The 17883-nt window shown below is 31.1% G+C and carries 19 protein-coding genes, 1 tRNA gene and 2 other RNA genes; 4 read left to right on the top strand and 18 right to left on the bottom strand.

Features of this window, described 5'->3' with window-relative positions; genetic code table 11:
* The first annotated feature begins 76 nt into the window (after positions 1-76).
* Positions 77-432: a transfer-messenger RNA gene (gene ssrA, locus OC526_RS03470) on the top strand.
* A gap of 123 nt (positions 433-555) precedes the next feature.
* On the opposite strand, the gene OC526_RS03465 is transcribed toward ssrA, so the two are convergent.
* Genes OC526_RS03465 through dnaX form a run of 4 tightly spaced genes read right to left on the bottom strand, consistent with a single transcriptional unit; the run spans position 556 to position 4149 of the window.
* Positions 556-1527 (bottom strand): hypothetical protein, encoded by a 972-nt coding sequence (locus OC526_RS03465; protein ID WP_262122198.1) that lies wholly within the window; start codon positions 1525-1527, stop codon positions 556-558.
* Positions 1520-2125 (bottom strand): recombination mediator RecR, encoded by a 606-nt coding sequence (recR, locus tag OC526_RS03460; RefSeq protein WP_262122197.1) that lies wholly within the window; start codon positions 2123-2125, stop codon positions 1520-1522. Before recR ends, OC526_RS03465 begins: the two co-directional genes overlap by 8 nt.
* Positions 2125-2460: a YbaB/EbfC family nucleoid-associated protein gene (locus OC526_RS03455; protein ID WP_262122196.1), complete on the bottom strand. Its 336-nt coding sequence runs from the start codon at positions 2458-2460 to the stop codon at positions 2125-2127. Before OC526_RS03455 ends, recR begins: the two co-directional genes overlap by 1 nt.
* 9 nt (positions 2461-2469) lie before the next feature.
* Positions 2470-4149, bottom strand: a complete 1680-nt coding sequence (gene dnaX, locus OC526_RS03450; protein WP_262122195.1) for a DNA polymerase III subunit gamma/tau — start codon at positions 4147-4149, stop codon at positions 2470-2472.
* Between the two features lie 85 nt (positions 4150-4234).
* Between dnaX and OC526_RS03445 the strand changes: the two genes are divergently transcribed.
* From OC526_RS03445 to cbpB, 3 genes are all read left to right on the top strand, one after another.
* A tRNA-Ser gene (locus OC526_RS03445) sits at positions 4235-4325 on the top strand.
* An RNA gene (ffs, locus tag OC526_RS03440) (signal recognition particle sRNA large type) lies at positions 4325-4591 on the top strand. Before OC526_RS03445 ends, ffs begins: the two co-directional genes overlap by 1 nt.
* An 85-nt stretch (positions 4592-4676) precedes the next feature.
* Entirely contained in the window at positions 4677-5141 is a 465-nt protein-coding gene (gene cbpB / locus OC526_RS03435; protein ID WP_262122194.1) for a cyclic-di-AMP-binding protein CbpB, read from the top strand.
* 27 nt (positions 5142-5168) lie between these two features.
* Here the strand turns inward: cbpB and OC526_RS03430 are convergent, their stop codons facing one another.
* From OC526_RS03430 to OC526_RS03365, 14 genes are read right to left on the bottom strand one after another with little or no spacing between them, the layout of a single operon-like run.
* The gene (locus OC526_RS03430; protein ID WP_262122193.1) at positions 5169-6806 is read right to left on the bottom strand and encodes a GlgB N-terminal domain-containing protein; all 1638 of its coding nucleotides are present in this window, start codon (positions 6804-6806) and stop codon (positions 5169-5171) included.
* 32 nt (positions 6807-6838) lie between these two features.
* Complete coding sequence (locus tag OC526_RS03425) at positions 6839-7549, bottom strand: glucosaminidase domain-containing protein (protein WP_262122192.1); 711 nt, start codon at positions 7547-7549, stop codon at positions 6839-6841.
* A gap of 59 nt (positions 7550-7608) precedes the next feature.
* Positions 7609-8187, bottom strand: a complete 579-nt coding sequence (gene pyrE / locus OC526_RS03420; protein ID WP_262122191.1) for an orotate phosphoribosyltransferase — start codon at positions 8185-8187, stop codon at positions 7609-7611.
* Positions 8188-8195: 8 nt separating this feature from the next.
* Positions 8196-9095: a dihydroorotate dehydrogenase gene (locus tag OC526_RS03415; protein WP_262122190.1), complete on the bottom strand. Its 900-nt coding sequence runs from the start codon at positions 9093-9095 to the stop codon at positions 8196-8198.
* Positions 9092-9817 carry a dihydroorotate dehydrogenase electron transfer subunit gene (locus tag OC526_RS03410; RefSeq protein WP_262122189.1) on the bottom strand — a complete coding sequence of 242 codons (726 nt, stop codon included), beginning with the start codon at positions 9815-9817 and terminating at the stop codon, positions 9092-9094. Before OC526_RS03410 ends, OC526_RS03415 begins: the two co-directional genes overlap by 4 nt.
* The gene (gene pyrF / locus OC526_RS03405; protein WP_262122188.1) at positions 9804-10667 is read right to left on the bottom strand and encodes an orotidine-5'-phosphate decarboxylase; all 864 of its coding nucleotides are present in this window, start codon (positions 10665-10667) and stop codon (positions 9804-9806) included. The genes OC526_RS03410 and pyrF overlap by 14 nt, the downstream gene beginning before the upstream one ends.
* Positions 10651-11844, bottom strand: coding sequence for a dihydroorotase (locus OC526_RS03400; protein ID WP_262122187.1), 1194 nt, complete (start codon positions 11842-11844; stop codon positions 10651-10653). The genes pyrF and OC526_RS03400 overlap by 17 nt, the downstream gene beginning before the upstream one ends.
* Positions 11844-12272: an aspartate carbamoyltransferase regulatory subunit gene (locus OC526_RS03395; protein ID WP_262122186.1), complete on the bottom strand. Its 429-nt coding sequence runs from the start codon at positions 12270-12272 to the stop codon at positions 11844-11846. The genes OC526_RS03400 and OC526_RS03395 overlap by 1 nt, the downstream gene beginning before the upstream one ends.
* Positions 12265-13191, bottom strand: coding sequence for an aspartate carbamoyltransferase (pyrB, locus tag OC526_RS03390; protein WP_262122185.1), 927 nt, complete (start codon positions 13189-13191; stop codon positions 12265-12267). Before pyrB ends, OC526_RS03395 begins: the two co-directional genes overlap by 8 nt.
* A 58-nt stretch (positions 13192-13249) precedes the next feature.
* Positions 13250-13780, bottom strand: coding sequence for a class IV adenylate cyclase (locus OC526_RS03385; protein WP_262122184.1), 531 nt, complete (start codon positions 13778-13780; stop codon positions 13250-13252).
* A complete protein-coding gene (locus OC526_RS03380; protein ID WP_262122183.1) occupies positions 13781-14458 on the bottom strand; it encodes a metallophosphoesterase in 678 nt (225 codons plus the stop codon).
* Entirely contained in the window at positions 14455-16275 is a 1821-nt protein-coding gene (locus tag OC526_RS03375) for an ATP-binding protein (RefSeq protein ID WP_262122182.1), read from the bottom strand. Before OC526_RS03375 ends, OC526_RS03380 begins: the two co-directional genes overlap by 4 nt.
* The gene (locus OC526_RS03370) at positions 16272-17282 is read right to left on the bottom strand and encodes an exonuclease SbcCD subunit D (RefSeq protein ID WP_262122181.1); all 1011 of its coding nucleotides are present in this window, start codon (positions 17280-17282) and stop codon (positions 16272-16274) included. The genes OC526_RS03375 and OC526_RS03370 overlap by 4 nt, the downstream gene beginning before the upstream one ends.
* Positions 17279-17848, bottom strand: a complete 570-nt coding sequence (locus OC526_RS03365; protein ID WP_262122180.1) for a histidine phosphatase family protein — start codon at positions 17846-17848, stop codon at positions 17279-17281. The genes OC526_RS03370 and OC526_RS03365 overlap by 4 nt, the downstream gene beginning before the upstream one ends.
* Positions 17849-17883: the final 35 nt, after the last annotated feature.

Here is a 17883-nt window from a genome sequence, read left to right as displayed (position 1 = left end):
TTTTCTTAAATTATATTTTACAAAATCCTAGCTACTTTGACAATATGATAATGGACAAGTATAGTATAAGTTACCTGGGGATGCCATGGTTTCGACGTGGTCGAGGAATTATTAATAGCAAGTCGAGTGTGGAACGTAAATCTACAGTTTAAATATAAACGCAAACAACAATAGCGAAGCTAACTTCGCACTAGCTGCCTAAGAATCTGGTAGCAATGAATTGTAGGTTTGCCACGAACTTACAATTTGTTTCATAATTTTAGTGGCAACTAATATACCAAAGCTTTGAGGTATATTCAGTAAGATGAAGCTAGCATAAAAATTATTTGTAAGTTTACTGGTTTTTATGCGAATTTTCTAAACTTACTAAGCTTGTAGAGGTTAATAAGGAGACTTCCACGGACATGGGTTCGACTCCCATCATCTCCACCATAATAAAGTTTTAAGCGTTAAAAACTTAGTGTTTAAAACATATAAAGTTACAAATTTTATAACAAATTAGTATGTATAAAATTTGGTATAAAAAAAGAGCCCTTTGGGCTCTTAATTTTTTCCTTACTTTTGATAATACAAATCGTCGGATGGTATATTTTCTCCAACTAGTGATTGATCAATTTCTTTTAATTTTTCAAGGAACATTTTATAAGTATCTTCCATCTTGTCTCCATCTATAAATACTGGATGGGATTTTTTTAATGCCATTTGTGCTTTTTCTTCTGAGATGTCATATTCTTTTAAAATCTCATCAGATATTTCTATATCAAAGTCAGTTTCTTCTAGTTTTTGTGTAGCTTCTTTATAGTCTTCTAAAAACTTATCAAACTCGTCTCTATTGTTTTTTAGATAATCTTTATTTGCTATAATTATTTCGCTAACAAATTCCCCTTTTGAAATTGGAAGTATACTTGCGAGATCTGAATCATAGTATCTTTTATCTGTAACTTTAGAAAAATAAGGATCTGTTAATAATGTCATGAAGTTTGAACTTTTTGACATTTTTTCAACTATATCATCCATATTTTTATAATATTCTAGTTTTAATCTTAAAACGAAATTTAGTGGTCCTATTTTCTTGTCTATAGCTTTTGATAGGTTACCAGCTGGATCTGGTATTAATAGAGTTTTGCCCCTTAAATCATTTTGATTTGTAATATTTTTATCTGCTACTATATGGATATTATCAAGAAGTGTAATAGCTGCAATTTCTATATTTTGATTTGTTTTCTCATAAAAATATGGTCCGAGATAGCCTGGAACTACAGCAATGTCAAATTCTCCTTGCTCAATCTGTGCATAGTTTGGGTTTGAAGCAATGATATAGGATATATCAGAAGAGTTTTTGATATTTTCTAATACATTTTTTGATGCAAAGCTTGTAGCTTTGATGTTTAGTTCTTTTTTTACTGTTTTTTCTTGCTCTACTTCAACTACTTGTGTATCATATTCAATTACTTCTTCCTTTTTGCCACAACTTGTTACAAGGGCAAAAATGGATAGTGCCAACATAAATTTACTAAATTTAGTCACGGATTTCCCTCCTATCCTCTATTGCTCGCTCTAGGGTAAGCTGATCAAAGTATTCTAGATTTGATCCGACAGGAATTCCTTGGGCTATTTTTGATACTCTCACGTCTTTTTCATTTAAAAGACTGGTTAAAAATAGTGTGGTAGTTTCTCCTTCTATAGTTGAAGAAATTGCTAGGATTATTTCATTTATACCTTCATCATCTATTCTTTTTAGGAGTTTATCGATGTTGAGCTCATCTGGTCCTATGCCTTCTGATGGAGCTATTAATCCACCAAGTACATGATATTTACCATGAAAGGCCCCAGATTTTTCTATAGCTATTAGGTCCTTTACATCCTCAACTACACATATAAAATCTTCATCACGGGTAATATCTTTGCAGACATCACAAATCTCTTGCTCTGTAAGATTTCCACAAATCTCACATTTATGAATCTTTTCTTTTACTTCCATCAAGGCCTTAGAAAAATCATTTATATCAACTTCATCACGTTCTACAATATTCATTGCAAGTCTTTCGGCAGATTTTCGGCCAATAGTAGGAAGTTTTTGAAATTCTCCTATTAGGTTATTTAAAGATTCTGGAAAAATTGCCATTACATAAATCCAGGGATGTTTAGCCCACCTGTAAGTTTGCCCATTTTTTCTCCACTGTATTCATCAGCTTTTTTAAGTGCATCATTTACTGCTGCAATTATTAAATCTTCTAGCATTTCGCTATCTTCTGGGTCTATTACATCTTCATCAATTTTTAGTCCAACTAGCTCTTTTTTTCCATTTACAGTTGCAGTGACAACTCCACCACCTGAAGTTGAATCAAATTCTTTTTCTTCGATGTCTTGCTGAGCTTTTTCCATCTCTGCTTGCATCTTTTTAACTTGTTTCATCATATTGTTCATATTTCCCCCACCTGGGAATCCGCCTCTTGCCATAATTTTCTCCTATTCTATAATTAATTCATTACCAAAGATTTCCATCAGTTTTTCTGAGTGATCTTCAGTTTTTTTTTCCTCTATTTGATTTTCAGTTTTACTTATATTATTATTCATATTATCAAATGAATCAATAGTAAAACTATAATCAGCTGCTAGTATTTCTTTTAAATTAGCTTCTATTTCATTTATTTTAGTTTCTATAAAGATTTTATAAAAATCATCTTTGATATAGAAAATAAAGTTATTCTGATTTATATTATAGTTAAATCCTTCATCAGCAAATAGTCCATTCATTACACCACCTGCTGTTTTTGTGAGCATAGTTTTGATTTTTTCTTCATCTACTGATGATAATTCATTTTTATCATTTGCCTTATCAAAAACTTCTTCTTTTTCATATTCTACTTCTATATTTTTATTTTCTACTTTTTGATTTAATTCTGGATCTATTGGTTTTTCGATTTCTTTGCTAGTTTGTGTTATCCTATCTGTGGAATTTAGATTAAAATTAGCTAGTTTACTATCAACTATCTTTGTAACCAAATCTACTATATCATCACCAGTGTTTTTTTCTAAATAAGAAATTCTAGATTCTATGTTATTTATATTTTTTAAATTTAGAAGTCTTAATATACAAACTTCTGTAAGGACGTCGGTATTTTCTGTAAGTTTTAACTTATTAGAATATTCTATTAAAACATCTAAATAATCTCCTAGCTCGACATCTGTTATCTCTTCAACTCTCTTTGTAAGAAAGTCTAAGTACTCACCATTATCAAAGTAAGTATCATCAGCTGTCAATTTTAAAATTAAAATATCATTAAAATAAGAAATCAGACTATCGATTATATCTTTATTGCTCTTATTATTTTCTCTAAGTTTAAATACAATATTCAAGCTAGCCTTGGCATCTTTATTAATAATTGATCCTGCTAGGCCATCTACATCATAAAAATCAACTACACCCAGCAAACTCTCAACTTTTGATAAGTCGTAGGACTTTTCGCCATATGAAACAACCTGGTCAAGTATGCTTAGGGCATCACGCATAGCTCCATTTGCTTTTTTGATAATCAAATCGATAGCTTCATTATCAATAGATATTTCTCTATCTGTTAGGATTTGATTGATTTGACTTTTGATATTTGAATCATCTATTTTATTAAATTCAAATTTTTGGACACGAGATAGGATTGTACGTGGCACTTTTTCTATCTCAGTTGTTGCCAGTATAAAAACTAGATGGCTTGGTGGCTCTTCCATGATTTTAAGTAAGGCATTAAATGCTTCGCGAGTAATCATGTGGGCCTCATCTATAATATAAACCTTATATTTTAGTTTATTTGGTGGATAAATGACATTATCTTTTAAGCTTCTGATGTCATCTATCCTACGATTGCTGGCAGCATCCATTTCCACAACATCAATTGTAGATTCTTCCTCAATTGCCTTGCAATTTTCACATTCTAAACAAGGTGAACCATCTTTAGGATTTAAACAATTTATTGCCTTTGCAAATATCTTTGCACAAGAGGTTTTCCCCGTACCTCGCTCACCAGAAAATATGTATGCGTGGCTAATTTTGCCAGTTTTTACTTGGTTTTTAAGGACATTTGTGACCCTATCTTGGCCTAAAACTTGGTCAAAAGTTTTGGGCCTATATTCTCTATATAATGCTCTTGCCATAATATTCCTTTCTAGTTTATTATACCATATCAAATATTTTTGCATTTATAAAAATTCATAGTATAGTCTAATAATGTAATCATATGGAGAGCTGTCCGAGTGGTTGAAGGAGCACGATTGGAAATCGTGTATACATATTTCATGTATCATGGGTTCAAATCCCATGCTCTCCGCCATGCACTAGACGGGGAACTAGCGATGCCTTGTAACCTGCAATCGCTATAGCAGGGTCGAATTCCCAGCCGAGGGATATTTTCTTACTACAAGCCTATATAAACTAGTGTAGACTGCTGGGTCTTGCGCAACAGGAAACTATGAACCATGTCAGGACGGGAACGTAGCAGCATTAAGTAGATCTTTCTGTGTGCCGCAAGGTCACCTATCACGAGCTAGATTTATATAGATACTCTAGTGAGTTTTTATTTCGAAGCTGGGTGTGCTTACATAACCTCGAGGTTTATCCTCGGGGTATTTTTTTACTTTATTTTTATCTAAAACTAGTTTATAATCTTAGTAAGGAGCTAAATATGATTGGTAAAAATATAGAAAAAATGTTTAAAGAACCTACCGAAAATATAATGATTCCTGCAAGTGATGTAGCAATTGTTCGCGAAGATGATTCGCTAGTCCATGCCATCCTTGTTTTATCTTCATCTGGATACCAAACTATACCTGTTCTTGATAAAGAAAACAGGGTGAGAGGACTAATTTCTATTTCATATATAGTTACTAGCACTGAAGACTTATCTATTTTTGATGAAGATAGACTTGCTCAGATCAAAGTAAAAAAGGTAATGAACCAAGTTGTGCCAATTCTATTTGATAACTACAATCTGGAAGATGTTTTAAGGTTGCTTGTTAACCATAACTTTATATGTGTTACCCACAAAAACGGATATTTTGTTGGTATCATTCCTAGAAAAATTATATTAGAAAGATTTACAAATATAGCACATAACTTGGAAAATCAATATACATTAACAAAAAAATAAAAAATAGGATGAGAAATAATTCTCATCCTATTTTATTTTAAAAATTGCCGAAGCAAATGGCATTATATTTATAAAATCACCCTTAATTGTTGTCCCATTTATATTGCCATTTCCTCCATAATCAAGATTTTCTGAATTAATGGTTTCTTCTAAATCAAATGGACTTTGAATTTTGTATTCTATATCAGTAAGATTTATAATGACTAAGTATTTCTTGTTCTCAAATTCCCTAATAAAGGAGAAAATACTATATCCGCCAATATCTAAGATCTTGGTATTTGATAGATTTAAATTTAATTCATTGTTATAAAAATCTACCAAATCATTATAGAACTTATTAAAGGCCTGATTCTGCTTATTATCCGAATTTATATTCTTAGGCTTAAATACTGAAAAAATTTCAAAATCTGCAAGCTCATCCCCCATAAATAGCATTTTAGAAGAATTTAAGCTATATAAAAGTGTAAAAAGACTTTTTAATTGACTGATTTTATCTTCTCCATACATTTTCATAGCAAGGCTAGCCTCATCAAGGTAAGAATCTACATATGTAAAACCCAGTATTTTATTACTATTATCAGCCATTATTAATTTTTGCACTATATTTTTATAATTATCCCTATCAAACGGTGCTTTCTGCATTATTCTTATTATTTCTCTAAAACTTAAGTCATATATATAATCAAAATTTACATCTAAATCATAAACCCCATTAAAACTAGCTAGAACATAAGCATCATTTTTATGAATCAAGTCTATAATATCTTTTAGTAGTAAAATCCAATTCTCATTAAGTCCCCTATTTTTATCTCCCTGCCAATAAATTGCATTTTCAATATTAGCTAGCATAATTCCATCAAGATTAAATTCATTTAACCAATAATTTATTACAGATAAAAGATAAGATTTACTTATATTTTTGCTTGGGTCAAAATTTACTCCACCATAATAATTGTACTTTATATCCTCATAATCATATCCGAAAATATTTGACCCATCAAAGTTGTCTAAACTAAATTTATTATTGTCAAACTCATAAATATCTAATTCTGCTATTACACCAATATTATTTTTATGGGCCAGGTCTATAAACTCTTTAAATTTATCTGCTTGTCCGTATCTTTGAGAAAAAGCAAAAAGACTCAAGTTTTTATATCCATAAGACTTATAGTTTTCGTATTCTGCTAAGGGTAAGAAAGAAATCCAGTCAAAGTTATTTGATTTACAATGATTGATTAATTTATCAAAAGAAAATTCCTCATCCTTAAAAAGTGACCCTAAGTGAACTTGGTAGATGTTTTTAACTTTTGTTTTTACTTTTTTATTTTTAAATATATATTCGCTATCGCCAACAAGAGCACAATTTTCATCAAGTGAAATCTTTCTTGCAAATGGATCTATCTTTATGATTTCTGTGCCGTATTGATTATAAATTTTATGCTGATACCTATCATTTTCTTTTGCATTTTTAATAGTTGTCGAAAACACTCCGCTACTATATCTTCTTAAATTTTGTCCCTGCCAATCATTAAAGTCTCCAATAATTTCAACCTTACTTGCATTTGGCGCATAGACTCTAAAGATATATCCTTGATTTTTCTTATGGTTGCCAAAAAATGTATAGGCATTAGTTGATCTTCCTTTTAAAAATGATTTTGTATCCATAATTCCTCACTATTATTTTAAAAAAAGACAGGTTACATTCCTGTATCATCTTTAAAATTTTCAATCATTGCGTTTGCAACTTCTATCATCATCCAATTTACTTTTTTTGACCAATCTGGGTCTGTTGCATAATTTATACCAATGGCATCTGTCGAAATACCATTATAATATGGCCCTTCACTTGATAAATAATTTTCCTTTAAGTGTTTTGCTACTGTATTTATGGAATCAGCAGGAGTATTAAAATCTGTGGCCATATTGTAAGGATCATGGTCAACTGCATTAAATCCAAATAAATTATTCTTATTTATAAATAATTCACTTGTTCCATTGCCAGTTTCATGTTTTGCCATTGCCATTAGCAATATTGGATTTACTCCATAAGTATCTCCCGCATTTTTAAAATCTTTGCCAAGTCCAGCTAAACCAGTACCATCTAAGGCAGTTTCATACTCTTCTTCGGTAAATTCTGGTACATTTAGAGCATAAAACATATTTTTAGAGTCAATTTTACTTGAACCTTTGTCGTAAAAAATATTTAAATCATCTTCTAATTTAGAAAATTTTTCTGCCCTAGTTTTTTTGAGCAGACTTGATTCGTAATCTATTTTATTTATCCCATTCAATAAATTTGATTTTGTTTGATCTTTTGACGCTAATACAGTTTTTGCACTTAATATAATTAGGCAAAATGTTATGGAAATAAGTCTTAAAATTGATGACGTCATTTTTTTATTTTTCATATATAAATTAAATCCTTGCTTTTTTATAAATTATATTAGCTAGGAAATAAATACGCAAATTATTGTATGATTTTTCTTGACCCAGGTTTTACAGCTTCTGTATTTTTTAAGTGTTCTGGTAAGTCATCTGCGTCATAAGTATTTACGTCTATTTTGCTTGCAGAAATTATTGGCAATCCATTTATTTCATCTTTATTTGATCTATTTACTATAGATGCAAGAGCAACAACTTCAGCCCCATATGATCTAATTACATCTACAGTTTCAAACGAAGATTTGCCTGTGGTAATTACATCTTCTACTACAATTACCCTTGCCCCTTCTGTGATTTCAAATCCACGTCGCAAGGTCATTTCATTATCTACTCTTTCTGTAAAAATTGCATTTGTTCCAAGAACTTTTGCTACTTCATAAGAGATAATAACTCCACCCATGGCAGGTCCTACACATAAATCAACATCAATATTAGCTTCTTTTAATTTTTCTGCAATTATTTCAGAAACTTCCTTACAGTATTCTGGGTGTTGGATTAATTTTGCACACTGGATGTATCTATCAGAGTGTTTTCCGCTTGAAAGTAAGAAGTGACCTTCTAAAAGAGCATCTGATTTTTTTAATAATTCTATAGTCTTATCCATATTCTCTCCTAAATAATTCCTGTGATTTCTTTTATATCTTCTATATTATTTTCCAGTAAGTAATTTTCTATACCTAGAGCAACATCTAGCATGGTATTGTAGTCTACAAAATTTGCAGTCCCTACTTGGATAGCAGATGCTCCTGCCATTATAAATTCTAGGGCATCTTTGTAATCCATTATTCCACCCATGCCAATAACTGGAATATCTACTGCATGAGCTGCTTCATAAACCATTCTTAAAGCTATTGGTTTTATGGCTGGTCCCGATAGACCTGCAGTTTTGTTTACAAAAACTGGAGCTTTTGTATTTATATCTATGGCCATAGCGTTAAAGGTATTTACTAATGAAATTGCATCTGCCCCATTATCCTCAGCAAGCTTTGAAAAATCTGAAATAGATCCTACATTTGGAGAAAGTTTTACTATAAGTGGTTTTTTAGTTTCTTTTTTTACTTTTGATATGACTTCACTGGCCTTAATTGGATTTGTACCAAAGGCCATACCACCCTCTTTGACATTTGGGCAAGAAATATTTAGTTCTATCATAGGCACATCAGTTTTTTCTAGGATGCTTGCGCCTTTTACATAGTCTTCTATTGAATGGCCGCCTAGGTTTGCAATTGTAACTGTATCCTTGCTAAGTAAAAATGGAAGTTCTTCATTTACAAAATATTCTATACCTGGGTTTTGAAGTCCAATTGAGTTCATAATACCTGATGGGGTTTCGTGGATTCTTATACCGGCATTGCCCAAGTTTTTATTTAATGTAAGGCCTTTAGAACAAATACCACCTAGCTTATTTAAGTCTATATAATCTGCAAATTCTTTTCCAAAACCAAAAGTTCCACTTGCAGCTATAACTGGGTTTTTAAAGTGGATACCACAAATATCTACTCCTATATTCATTCAAAAACCTCCCTTGCATCAAAAACTGGGCCGTCCTTGCAGACTCTTAAAAATTCTCCATCAGCACTTGGCACTGTACAACCAAGGCATGCTCCAATCCCACAAGCCATATGCGCTTCCATGGATACTTGTAGGTGTGCTTTGATATTTTTGTCATGAATTGCCTTAAGCAAACCATTTGGACCACAAGCATAAATTACGTCATAGTCATCTGGATTTAAATATTCTGTGATAAACTTTTTATCATTTTTAAATGAGGTAGTAGTTACTGATTTTACATAGGGTCTAAAGTCATCTACAAAGTAAGGGTCAAAGGTAAATCCTGCGTAAAAATCTGGTTTATGAGGTAAATTTTTTACTAAATCTAAAAGTGGTGCTATACCTATTCCTCCAGCTACTACAGCAACTTTTTTATCCTTAGCAAGGTCAATATCAAATCCTCTGCCTAAAGGACCTAAAAGCTTTACCTTATGGCCTGGAGTGAGTCCTGCCATAATTTCAGTGCCTGCACCTACCACTTGGTATAAAAATGTAAGCTCTTCATCGTCTTGATCGCAAACTCCAAAAGGACGAGATAAAAGTGGCTCGTTTCTAAAACTTTCTGTTCTAAACATAAAAAATTGGCCAGATTTTGCCTTTAAACCTATATCGACTTTCATTTTCCAAATACTAGGAGCTATTTCAATATTTTCTGTAATCACACCATTTTTATAGGTCTTCATTTTTTAAAATATCCTCTCTGGTTTTTAAAACAGCTTCTCTAGCGTATTTACCAATATTATCTGCCCCATCTTCGTAGTTCATATAAGCTTTTAATACGCCACGGGAATTATTAACCACTCCACCGTTATTGTCATTTAAAAGTTTATAAACATTTAAGCTATCTGCTCCTTGGGCACCAAAACCTGGAATTAAAAAGAAATTATTTTTATATCTTTCTCTAATTTCTTCAACTTCTTTGGTATGGGTTGCTCCTACTACAAAGCCTACTGGACCATAACCGGATTCTCCTATATATTTTTCATTTAGCTCTTGTAATTTATCTCCTACTTTAAAGAACAATTCTTCTCCATCTGTTTTTAAGACTTCAAAGTCGTTTGCCCCAGGATTTGATGTTCTTAGTAAGACAAAAACTCCTTTTTTACCACTTGCTAAATATTCTTCATAAGGCTCAATTGAGTCCATTCCCATATATGGATTTAGGGTTATAAATTCTGTTTCAAAATCTCCCTCAAAGTGGGCTTTGGCATATTGACTTGCAGATGCTGCTATATCTGATCTTTTAATATCACCTATGGATAATAAATCTTCTTCTTTTAGATATGCTAGAGTATCCCTATAAGCAAGCATTCCTTCAATACCGTAAGACTCATAATAGGCTATTTGAAGCTTATAGATGGCTGTTATGTCACAAGTAGCATCTATAATTTCTTTATTGAAATCAAAGATAGCCTCATGAATGCTTTTACTTTCCTTATTTTTTTCTGGTATGTAATCGAGGGAAGTGTCAAGGCCTACACAGACAAATCCCTTTTCTTCCACTTCTTTATATAATCTATCTATTATCTGCATATTTTAGGACACCTTTCTTATAAACTTTTTTAACCTTGCCAAAAAGTTCTTGATCTATAAATAAAGAATTTTTTGATTTTGATTTTATATCTTCTTCTTTATAAATATAAGATTCATCTAGGTCTATTAAGGTAAAGTCTGCTTCATATCCTACTTCAAGTTTTCCTTTATTTAACCCCAATAATTTTGAAGGATTTGTTGCCATTATTTTTATCAAATCGTTTAAAGAAATTTCACCCGATTTTACTAAAACTTCATAGCAAGTTGAAAAAGCAGTTTCTATACCAATAAAACCTGGTGCACCTTTTCCCTTATCTTCCTTACTATGAGGAGCATGGTCTGTGGATATTGCATCTACAGTACCATTTTTAATCATTTCTATTAAAGTTTTTCTATCCTCTTCTTTTCTTATAGGTGGATTTACTTTTACTTCTTCGCGTCCTTTATCAGCTAATAATAAGTGGTGAGGAGTAACTTCGCAAGTAATTGGTGCACCTAAATCTTTAAAGTATTTTATAGCCGTGATAGCACCCTTGGTTGAAACGTGAGAAAAATGTACAGGGCAATTTAATTTATAAGCATAGTAACAATCACGAAGGGTCATAGCATCTTCTGCAATTTCATAATCCACATCAGAAACTTCATCAACTTCTTCATGTAGGGTCATAACAACGCCTAGTTCTTTTGCTTTTTCCATAGCCTTATACATAACCATATCATCATTTACTCCATGCCCATCATCTGAAATATATTTTACAGATTCTGGCATATAATCTAGGTGGTCTAGTGTTTTACCATCAAAATTTTCAGTAATAGTATATACTTGGTCAATATCAATTAAATCTAATTCTTTTCCACGCTTTATAATGTCATTATAAATATCTGGACTAGATACAGTTGGTTTTGTATTTCCCATTAAAAGTACAGAAGTATAGCCACCTGCAAGGGCTGAGTGAGATCCTGTTTCTAAGTCTTCTTTGTAAGTAAATCCTGGATCTCTAAAATGTACGTGCATATCTACAAAGGATGGGACTAGGGTTAAGTTTTCACAATCAATTACTTGATCAGCTTCATTTTCTTTAAATGCCTCAACAATTATTCCATCTTCAACATAGATTGGTTTTTTTGAAATCTTTACATCATCAAAGGCATAGCAATTTTTAAATATCTGTTTCATTATTCTTCCACATCATAAATGTGATCACAGTAGGCACATTTGTATTTTGTTTCTTCAGGGTTAATAAGGATGAATTTTGATGTTACTGATCTTTCTGAGGTTGAAATACATTTTGGATTTTGGCAGGTAAGAATATTTTCTATAACTTCTGGTAATTCCAAGACCTTTTTTTCTACTACTTCTTCGTTTTCGATAATATTTACAGTAGCAGTAGGATCTATAATAGATACTATATCTAGGTCTAAATCTTGGTGGTTTTCCACTTTGATTATGTCTTTTCTGCCCATATTTGATGACTCAGCATTTAATATTAAGGCTACTTGATCATCAAGATCAGCGAGTCCTAGTAGTTCAAATATTTTTATTCCATTTCCTGGCTTAACGTGGTCAATAACTATTCCGTTTTTTAAACTTGTAATCTCAAGCATTATTCGCCTCCAATAATTTCACAATAAGAGCCATTCTTATATACATGCCGTATTTTACTTGATTGAAGTAAACAGCTCTTGGATCTTTGTCTACTTCTGTTGCAATTTCATTTACCCTTGGAAGTGGGTGCATAATAATCATATATTCTTTAGCTCTTTTAAGTTTTGCCTTATCTAGGATATACGAATCTTTAAGTCTTGTGTATTGGCTCATTGAAAAGAATCTTTCCTTTTGGATACGAGTCATATAAAGAATATCAACTTTATCCATAACCTCATCTAGGTTGGTTGTTTCGATATAGTTTTGCTTATCTTTAAATACATCTTCCTTTACATATTGAGGTAATTTTAATTCTTCTGGGGAGATTAGAATAAAGTTATTATTATCAAATAAATTCATAACCTTTAAAAGCGAATGCACAGTTCTTCCGTATTTTAAATCTCCTACTAGACCAATAGTATGATTTTCTAAAGAGTCCTTGTATTGGCTAATGGTTAATACATCTGTTAGAGTTTGTGTAGGATGTTGGTGTCCCCCATCACCAGCATTTATTATAGGACAATCTGCAGTTAATGATGCTAAGTATGCCGCACCTTCTTGCGGATGGCGCATGGCAATGATATCTGCATATTGGCTAACTGTTCTCACCGTATCTTGCAAACTCTCACCTTTTGTAGATGAAGATACATTTGCATCGGAAAATCCAACCACAGATCCACCAAGCCTAATCATAGCTGATTCAAATGAAAGTCTAGTCCTAGTTGAAGGTTCAAAAAAAAGAGTCCCTAAAATTTTCCCCTCACACATATGAGAAAAATCTAGTGGACTCTTAATAATTTCATTTGCTAAATCAACTATTTCGTATATATCGTCTTTAAAAAGTTCTTCTGATGTCAATAAATTTTTAATGCTAATCATTTATACTCTCCTTTAATCCTTAAAGATATTACACGAAATATTTCTTTTAGTCAAGTTTTTACATATTTAATTTTGACCTAAGTTCTGTAATAGATTCAGTACTTACGTTTTTTTTGTCAATATTTAGATCAGCTAATATCTCATCCATCATATCCCCATTTGTAAATTCTATCTCCATATATGGGTCTGGATAAGTTTTTTTATCCCAAATATCGATATCAAATCTTTGGCCCTTATATGAGTAAGAAATACGTTCTTTCTCTCCCTCGTATTCTAAATTTATACCAATTTCTTCCAGAATTTTAATCATCATAGATACAGAATCAATATTAACTGTGTATTCGTTATTTACCCTAAAGTCATTATCACTTTCAACTCGTTTAAAGGTAAGCTCTATATATTGTTTTTCTCCATCAATTTCTGTTTCACGAATTCTTAAATATCCGTGTTCAAATTCTCCTTCTTTTGGGGCAAAAGTGTAATTTTTTTGGAACTCATGGGAGATTTTTTTCCCACCTAAATTATTTAATTTTTCTTCAATTTCTTTTGGATTTATATTTAATACTTTTACTTCAATTTCTCTTTGCATTTATACTATCCTCACCGGTGTAAAATTTATATAATCACCTGCTACGCATTTGATGTCTATGCCTTCAAATTTTCCTTCTTTAATAAGATTATGGCCAATACCATGTAGGTGACCATAGATTAAATATTCTACATTATTATCTAAGCAAATATCATAAAACTCATTAAATGTTTTATCCTGGTTAATTGGCGGATAATGAAGCATGATAATTTTTTTATTATCCCCGCTTGCCCTTAATGAATTACCTAATCTCATTAGTTCACGGGTGAAAATTTTTTCATCATGGTCAGTAAAATCCTTATGGTCTCTTGGTATCCATCCTCGTGTCCCGCAGATATCGTATCCATCAATATTAAAAGAATTGTTTTGTAAAAAATCCACGGAATCTAGACCCAAATTATTGATTTTATTTAAAGAGGTCCACCAATAATCGTGGTTGCCTTTCATTAGGATTTTTCTGCCATTTAGCTCATCTATTTTTTTTAGATCAATGGCTGCATGATCTAAGTCCATGGCCCAGGAAATATCCCCTGGAATTAGAACTGTATCACCAGATCCTACAACATCGTTCCAATTATTAAAAATACGGTCCTGATAATTTTCCCAATTTAAACCGAAGACTTCCATGCTCTTTTCCCCTGTATAATCAAGATGCAAGTCAGCTAGGGCAAAAATCATATTTCCTCCAAATCAATCATATTAAATTCGATGTTTTCATTTTTTAAAACCTCTTCTTCTCGATTATGGCAAGTAAGATATATAATTTGCCTATCATTTGCTAAATCAAGCAAAAAGAACAAGGCTGATCTCAGTCTTTCTAAATCATAGTTTATAAATGCATCATCGAAAATAATAAAATTATCTAGTTTATTTTCATTTATCAAAAATTTAAGGGCAAAGTTAATTTGATCATAAAATCCAGTTGAAAGTTTATCTATACTTAGAGATTCGCCAGTGTTTGTTATGATACTTGGATTAAGTTCAGTATCATAAGAAATATTCCTATATCTATCCTTGCTTATAGTAGAAATTAAATCTGATATTTTTCTATCAAATTCTTTCCTGTCGGTATTAGAACTTTGGCTTATTTCTATAATCTTATCTTTGGCAAGATTTATGGCTTTTATTTGATTTTCCATATCATTTAGATTTTTCTCTAAAGTATTTAGCCTATCTACCAAGTCCACCTCATTGTTTAGCTCATTTTCAGCACTTGCTAGTTTTCTTTCCAAGTAAATATTATTATTTCTTAAGTCTTCTAGGTCATTTTCTAGTTTTTTTATCTTAGCTTCAGTATCCTTAATATCAAGCTTTTGAATCTCTTTAATACTTGACCTATCCCTAGTTTTATCTTGATTTTCTAGGACTCTTAGAACTTCTTGGATTTTTTCCTTTTCGTTAACCAATCTTAAATATTCGATGTATCTCTGATCATTATACTTTTTATCATCACTATCTGAAAGATTTGCATCTTTTTTATCAATAGCAATCATCATAATTGGCAAAATTATAGCTATGGCTAGCAGATAATTTTGCTTAAAATATCTCCAAAAAAAGATTAGTAAAATGGAACCTAGAAAATATAAGCCATAGTGTTTATAAAGTTTTTTATCAGATAAGTTTTGAGTTTTTTCCTTCTTTTCTAAATTTTCAGAATTTATAAAATCATCGTATTTTTTAAGTTCATCCTCTACATAATTAAGCTCATTTTTATACTTAATCTCATCTTCAAGATTTTTATAAGCCACATTTTCCCTATAAGCATCACGGGTGTTTTTTAATTGCTTAAGCTTTTCTGTTTTGTTTTTAATATCATCGCGGTTTCTATATAATTTAGCAAAGTCTATATTCGTTTCATTTCTAAGACTTTTTAGTTCTAAAATTTCTGCTGAAATCTCTTCTATCTCTGCTTTAGTTTTTGCATATGGCTTGGTATATGCACGGTTTGTTCCGATTTCAGAAAGTTTGCTATCTAAAATATTTATAGCATCACTTGCTGAAAAATTGTAGTCATCTCGATTGGTAATTAGCTCAACAATTTTTGCCCTTGCCATATCAGATGACTCCTGTGCCTGGTAGTTAGAGATGATATTTTTATATATTTCGTAGGGTATATCTAGTAAAAATTCTCCTGGATAATTTAGGTTAATAGCCTTTGCATCAACCACTTCATTATTATTTAGATCAAATATTTCGTATTCACCATTATCAAAATTGCGGCTGATTCTATAATTTCTGCCATTTTTGTTAAAAAACCCAAAACCTGCATACTTATAAGAGTTTAAAGGTCTATAGATTTCTTGTTTTTTGTTAAAGTGGCGGACACGGTTACCATCATCAAAACCGTAAAGAAGTCCCTCTATAAAGCTTGCAATAGTTGATTTCCCAGATTCATTTTTGCCATATATTAGGTTAAAACTTTCAGTAAAATCAATACTTGTATTTTCAAACTGGCCAAATGAAATTATATGGAGCTTTTTAATATATATAGTCATTTTTTACTCCTTAATATTGCCTCTAGGCCAACTTGTCTAGCAAGCATGCTTATTTGATCATCAGCATTTTCAAATTGCTTGTCAAATTTGCTTAAAAGGGAATTTGGATATAAATCTCCTAGATTAAATAAATCCTTATCGTAGGCTTCATTTATTTCCACATATTCAGCATTTATTTTTTTCTTTAAGTTCTTATAATCAATTTCTGATTCTTCTTTGAGATTTATCCTTAAAAAATTTATCTTATTACTAAGTTTTTGATTGATAAAATCTAATATTTCAGCCTCAGATTTAAAATCATTTGGATATATATCTAGACTATTAAAACTTAAAAGTGATGAATCAATGTGGTTGATTTTACCATCATCGTAGCGGATATATCCATAGTCATATATATCAGTAAAATCATGGGGCTCTATGCTACCTGGATAGTAAATATTATTAATATTTGAAGCCTTATGTATGTGTCCAAGGGCGATGTAGTCAAAGGCTATTTTATTTAACTTTAATGGATCTAAGTCTAAGTAATTTGTAGGATTTGGACTGATGTCACCATGGACAAGTAGTATATTAAAAAATTTATCATCCAATATTAAATCATAAGGAAAATCATTTTTATAGATGCGGTCCTTATATGATAGTCCATAAACTCTAAGATTTTCTTTTTCAAATAGGGATAGGTTTTCTTCGGTAAATATATGGAGGTTATTCGGCTTATTATTTAAGAAAATAGTATTATAATCATCAAAATAATCATGATTTCCACTAACATAGTAAATATCTTTGCCAAAGTTTTTAAAAATATCAAAAAGTTTATCAAAATCTTTGGGTGAAAAAAACAGTCTTTCAAATAAGTCTCCTGCTATTAGAGCAAAGTCTACATCTTTATTTGCCATAAAAATATTATGAAAAGATTCCCAAGATTTTTTCCTAATCATAGATCCCATATCATTATTAAAACAAGACTTATCCGCTAGGTGAGCGTCAGCTAGGTGGATAAATTTCATAAAAGATTTACACTTTCTATAATTTTTCTATCTTCTTCAATCCTAAATACTGTAATAGACCCATTTTCTAGCCAAAATCTTTCCCAATTTTCCTTATCTTTGAGTAGCCAAAATAAAGAAGATTTGATGGCCATGCCGTGGCTTATGCAAAGGATATTTTTATTATTCCTTGATTTTTCTTCAAAGAATTCACTAGTTCTTTTTATGACATCGTTGATAGACTCTCCACCAGGGTACCTTAAATTAAATAGGTCTTTTTTTTGCTTTTCAATAAACTCAATTTCACTTGCCCTAATATCATCAAAAAACTTGCCCTTAAATTCTCCAAAATCAAGTTCATTAATACGACTGTCGATTATGTAATCTGTATATCCAAGCCTTTCTGCAGTTTGCTGGCTTCTTTTTAGTTCTGATACATAAACTTCATCTATATCATATTTTTCTAAATTTCTTCTTGTATTATTTAATACACTAAATCCACTTTCGTGCAAAATAGTATCTTCTAAGGAATAAAATTTCGAAATATTTGCTTCACTTAAACCATGTCTAACTAAAATTATTCTCATTATTCTCTCCTTTCATACTATTATATCTTAAAACT

This window comes from Anaerococcus sp. Marseille-Q5996 (assembly GCF_946893725.1).
GTDB lineage: Bacteria > Bacillota > Clostridia > Tissierellales > Peptoniphilaceae > Anaerococcus > Anaerococcus martiniensis.
The sequence above is the reverse complement of the archived record's forward strand: the minus strand, read 5'-3'. Positions and strand labels throughout refer to the sequence as shown.

Coding starts and splice junctions, on each gene's coding strand:
- recR (WP_262122197.1), bottom strand. CDS start 2,125: ATGGCAATTTTTCCAGAATCTTTAAATAACCTAATAGGAGAATTTCAA.
- OC526_RS03455 (WP_262122196.1), bottom strand. CDS start 2,460: ATGGCAAGAGGCGGATTCCCAGGTGGGGGAAATATGAACAATATGATG.
- dnaX (WP_262122195.1), bottom strand. CDS start 4,149: ATGGCAAGAGCATTATATAGAGAATATAGGCCCAAAACTTTTGACCAA.
- cbpB (WP_262122194.1), top strand. CDS start 4,677: ATGATTGGTAAAAATATAGAAAAAATGTTTAAAGAACCTACCGAAAAT.
- OC526_RS03430 (WP_262122193.1), bottom strand. CDS start 6,806: ATGGATACAAAATCATTTTTAAAAGGAAGATCAACTAATGCCTATACA.
- OC526_RS03425 (WP_262122192.1), bottom strand. CDS start 7,549: ATGAAAAATAAAAAAATGACGTCATCAATTTTAAGACTTATTTCCATA.
- pyrE (WP_262122191.1), bottom strand. CDS start 8,187: ATGGATAAGACTATAGAATTATTAAAAAAATCAGATGCTCTTTTAGAA.
- OC526_RS03415 (WP_262122190.1), bottom strand. CDS start 9,095: ATGAATATAGGAGTAGATATTTGTGGTATCCACTTTAAAAACCCAGTT.
- OC526_RS03410 (WP_262122189.1), bottom strand. CDS start 9,817: ATGAAGACCTATAAAAATGGTGTGATTACAGAAAATATTGAAATAGCT.
- pyrF (WP_262122188.1), bottom strand. CDS start 10,667: ATGCAGATAATAGATAGATTATATAAAGAAGTGGAAGAAAAGGGATTT.
- OC526_RS03400 (WP_262122187.1), bottom strand. CDS start 11,844: ATGAAACAGATATTTAAAAATTGCTATGCCTTTGATGATGTAAAGATT.
- OC526_RS03395 (WP_262122186.1), bottom strand. CDS start 12,272: ATGCTTGAGATTACAAGTTTAAAAAACGGAATAGTTATTGACCACGTT.
- pyrB (WP_262122185.1), bottom strand. CDS start 13,191: ATGATTAGCATTAAAAATTTATTGACATCAGAAGAACTTTTTAAAGAC.
- OC526_RS03385 (WP_262122184.1), bottom strand. CDS start 13,780: ATGCAAAGAGAAATTGAAGTAAAAGTATTAAATATAAATCCAAAAGAA.
- OC526_RS03380 (WP_262122183.1), bottom strand. CDS start 14,458: ATGATTTTTGCCCTAGCTGACTTGCATCTTGATTATACAGGGGAAAAG.
- OC526_RS03375 (WP_262122182.1), bottom strand. CDS start 16,275: ATGACTATATATATTAAAAAGCTCCATATAATTTCATTTGGCCAGTTT.
- OC526_RS03370 (WP_262122181.1), bottom strand. CDS start 17,282: ATGAAATTTATCCACCTAGCTGACGCTCACCTAGCGGATAAGTCTTGT.
- OC526_RS03365 (WP_262122180.1), bottom strand. CDS start 17,848: ATGAGAATAATTTTAGTTAGACATGGTTTAAGTGAAGCAAATATTTCG.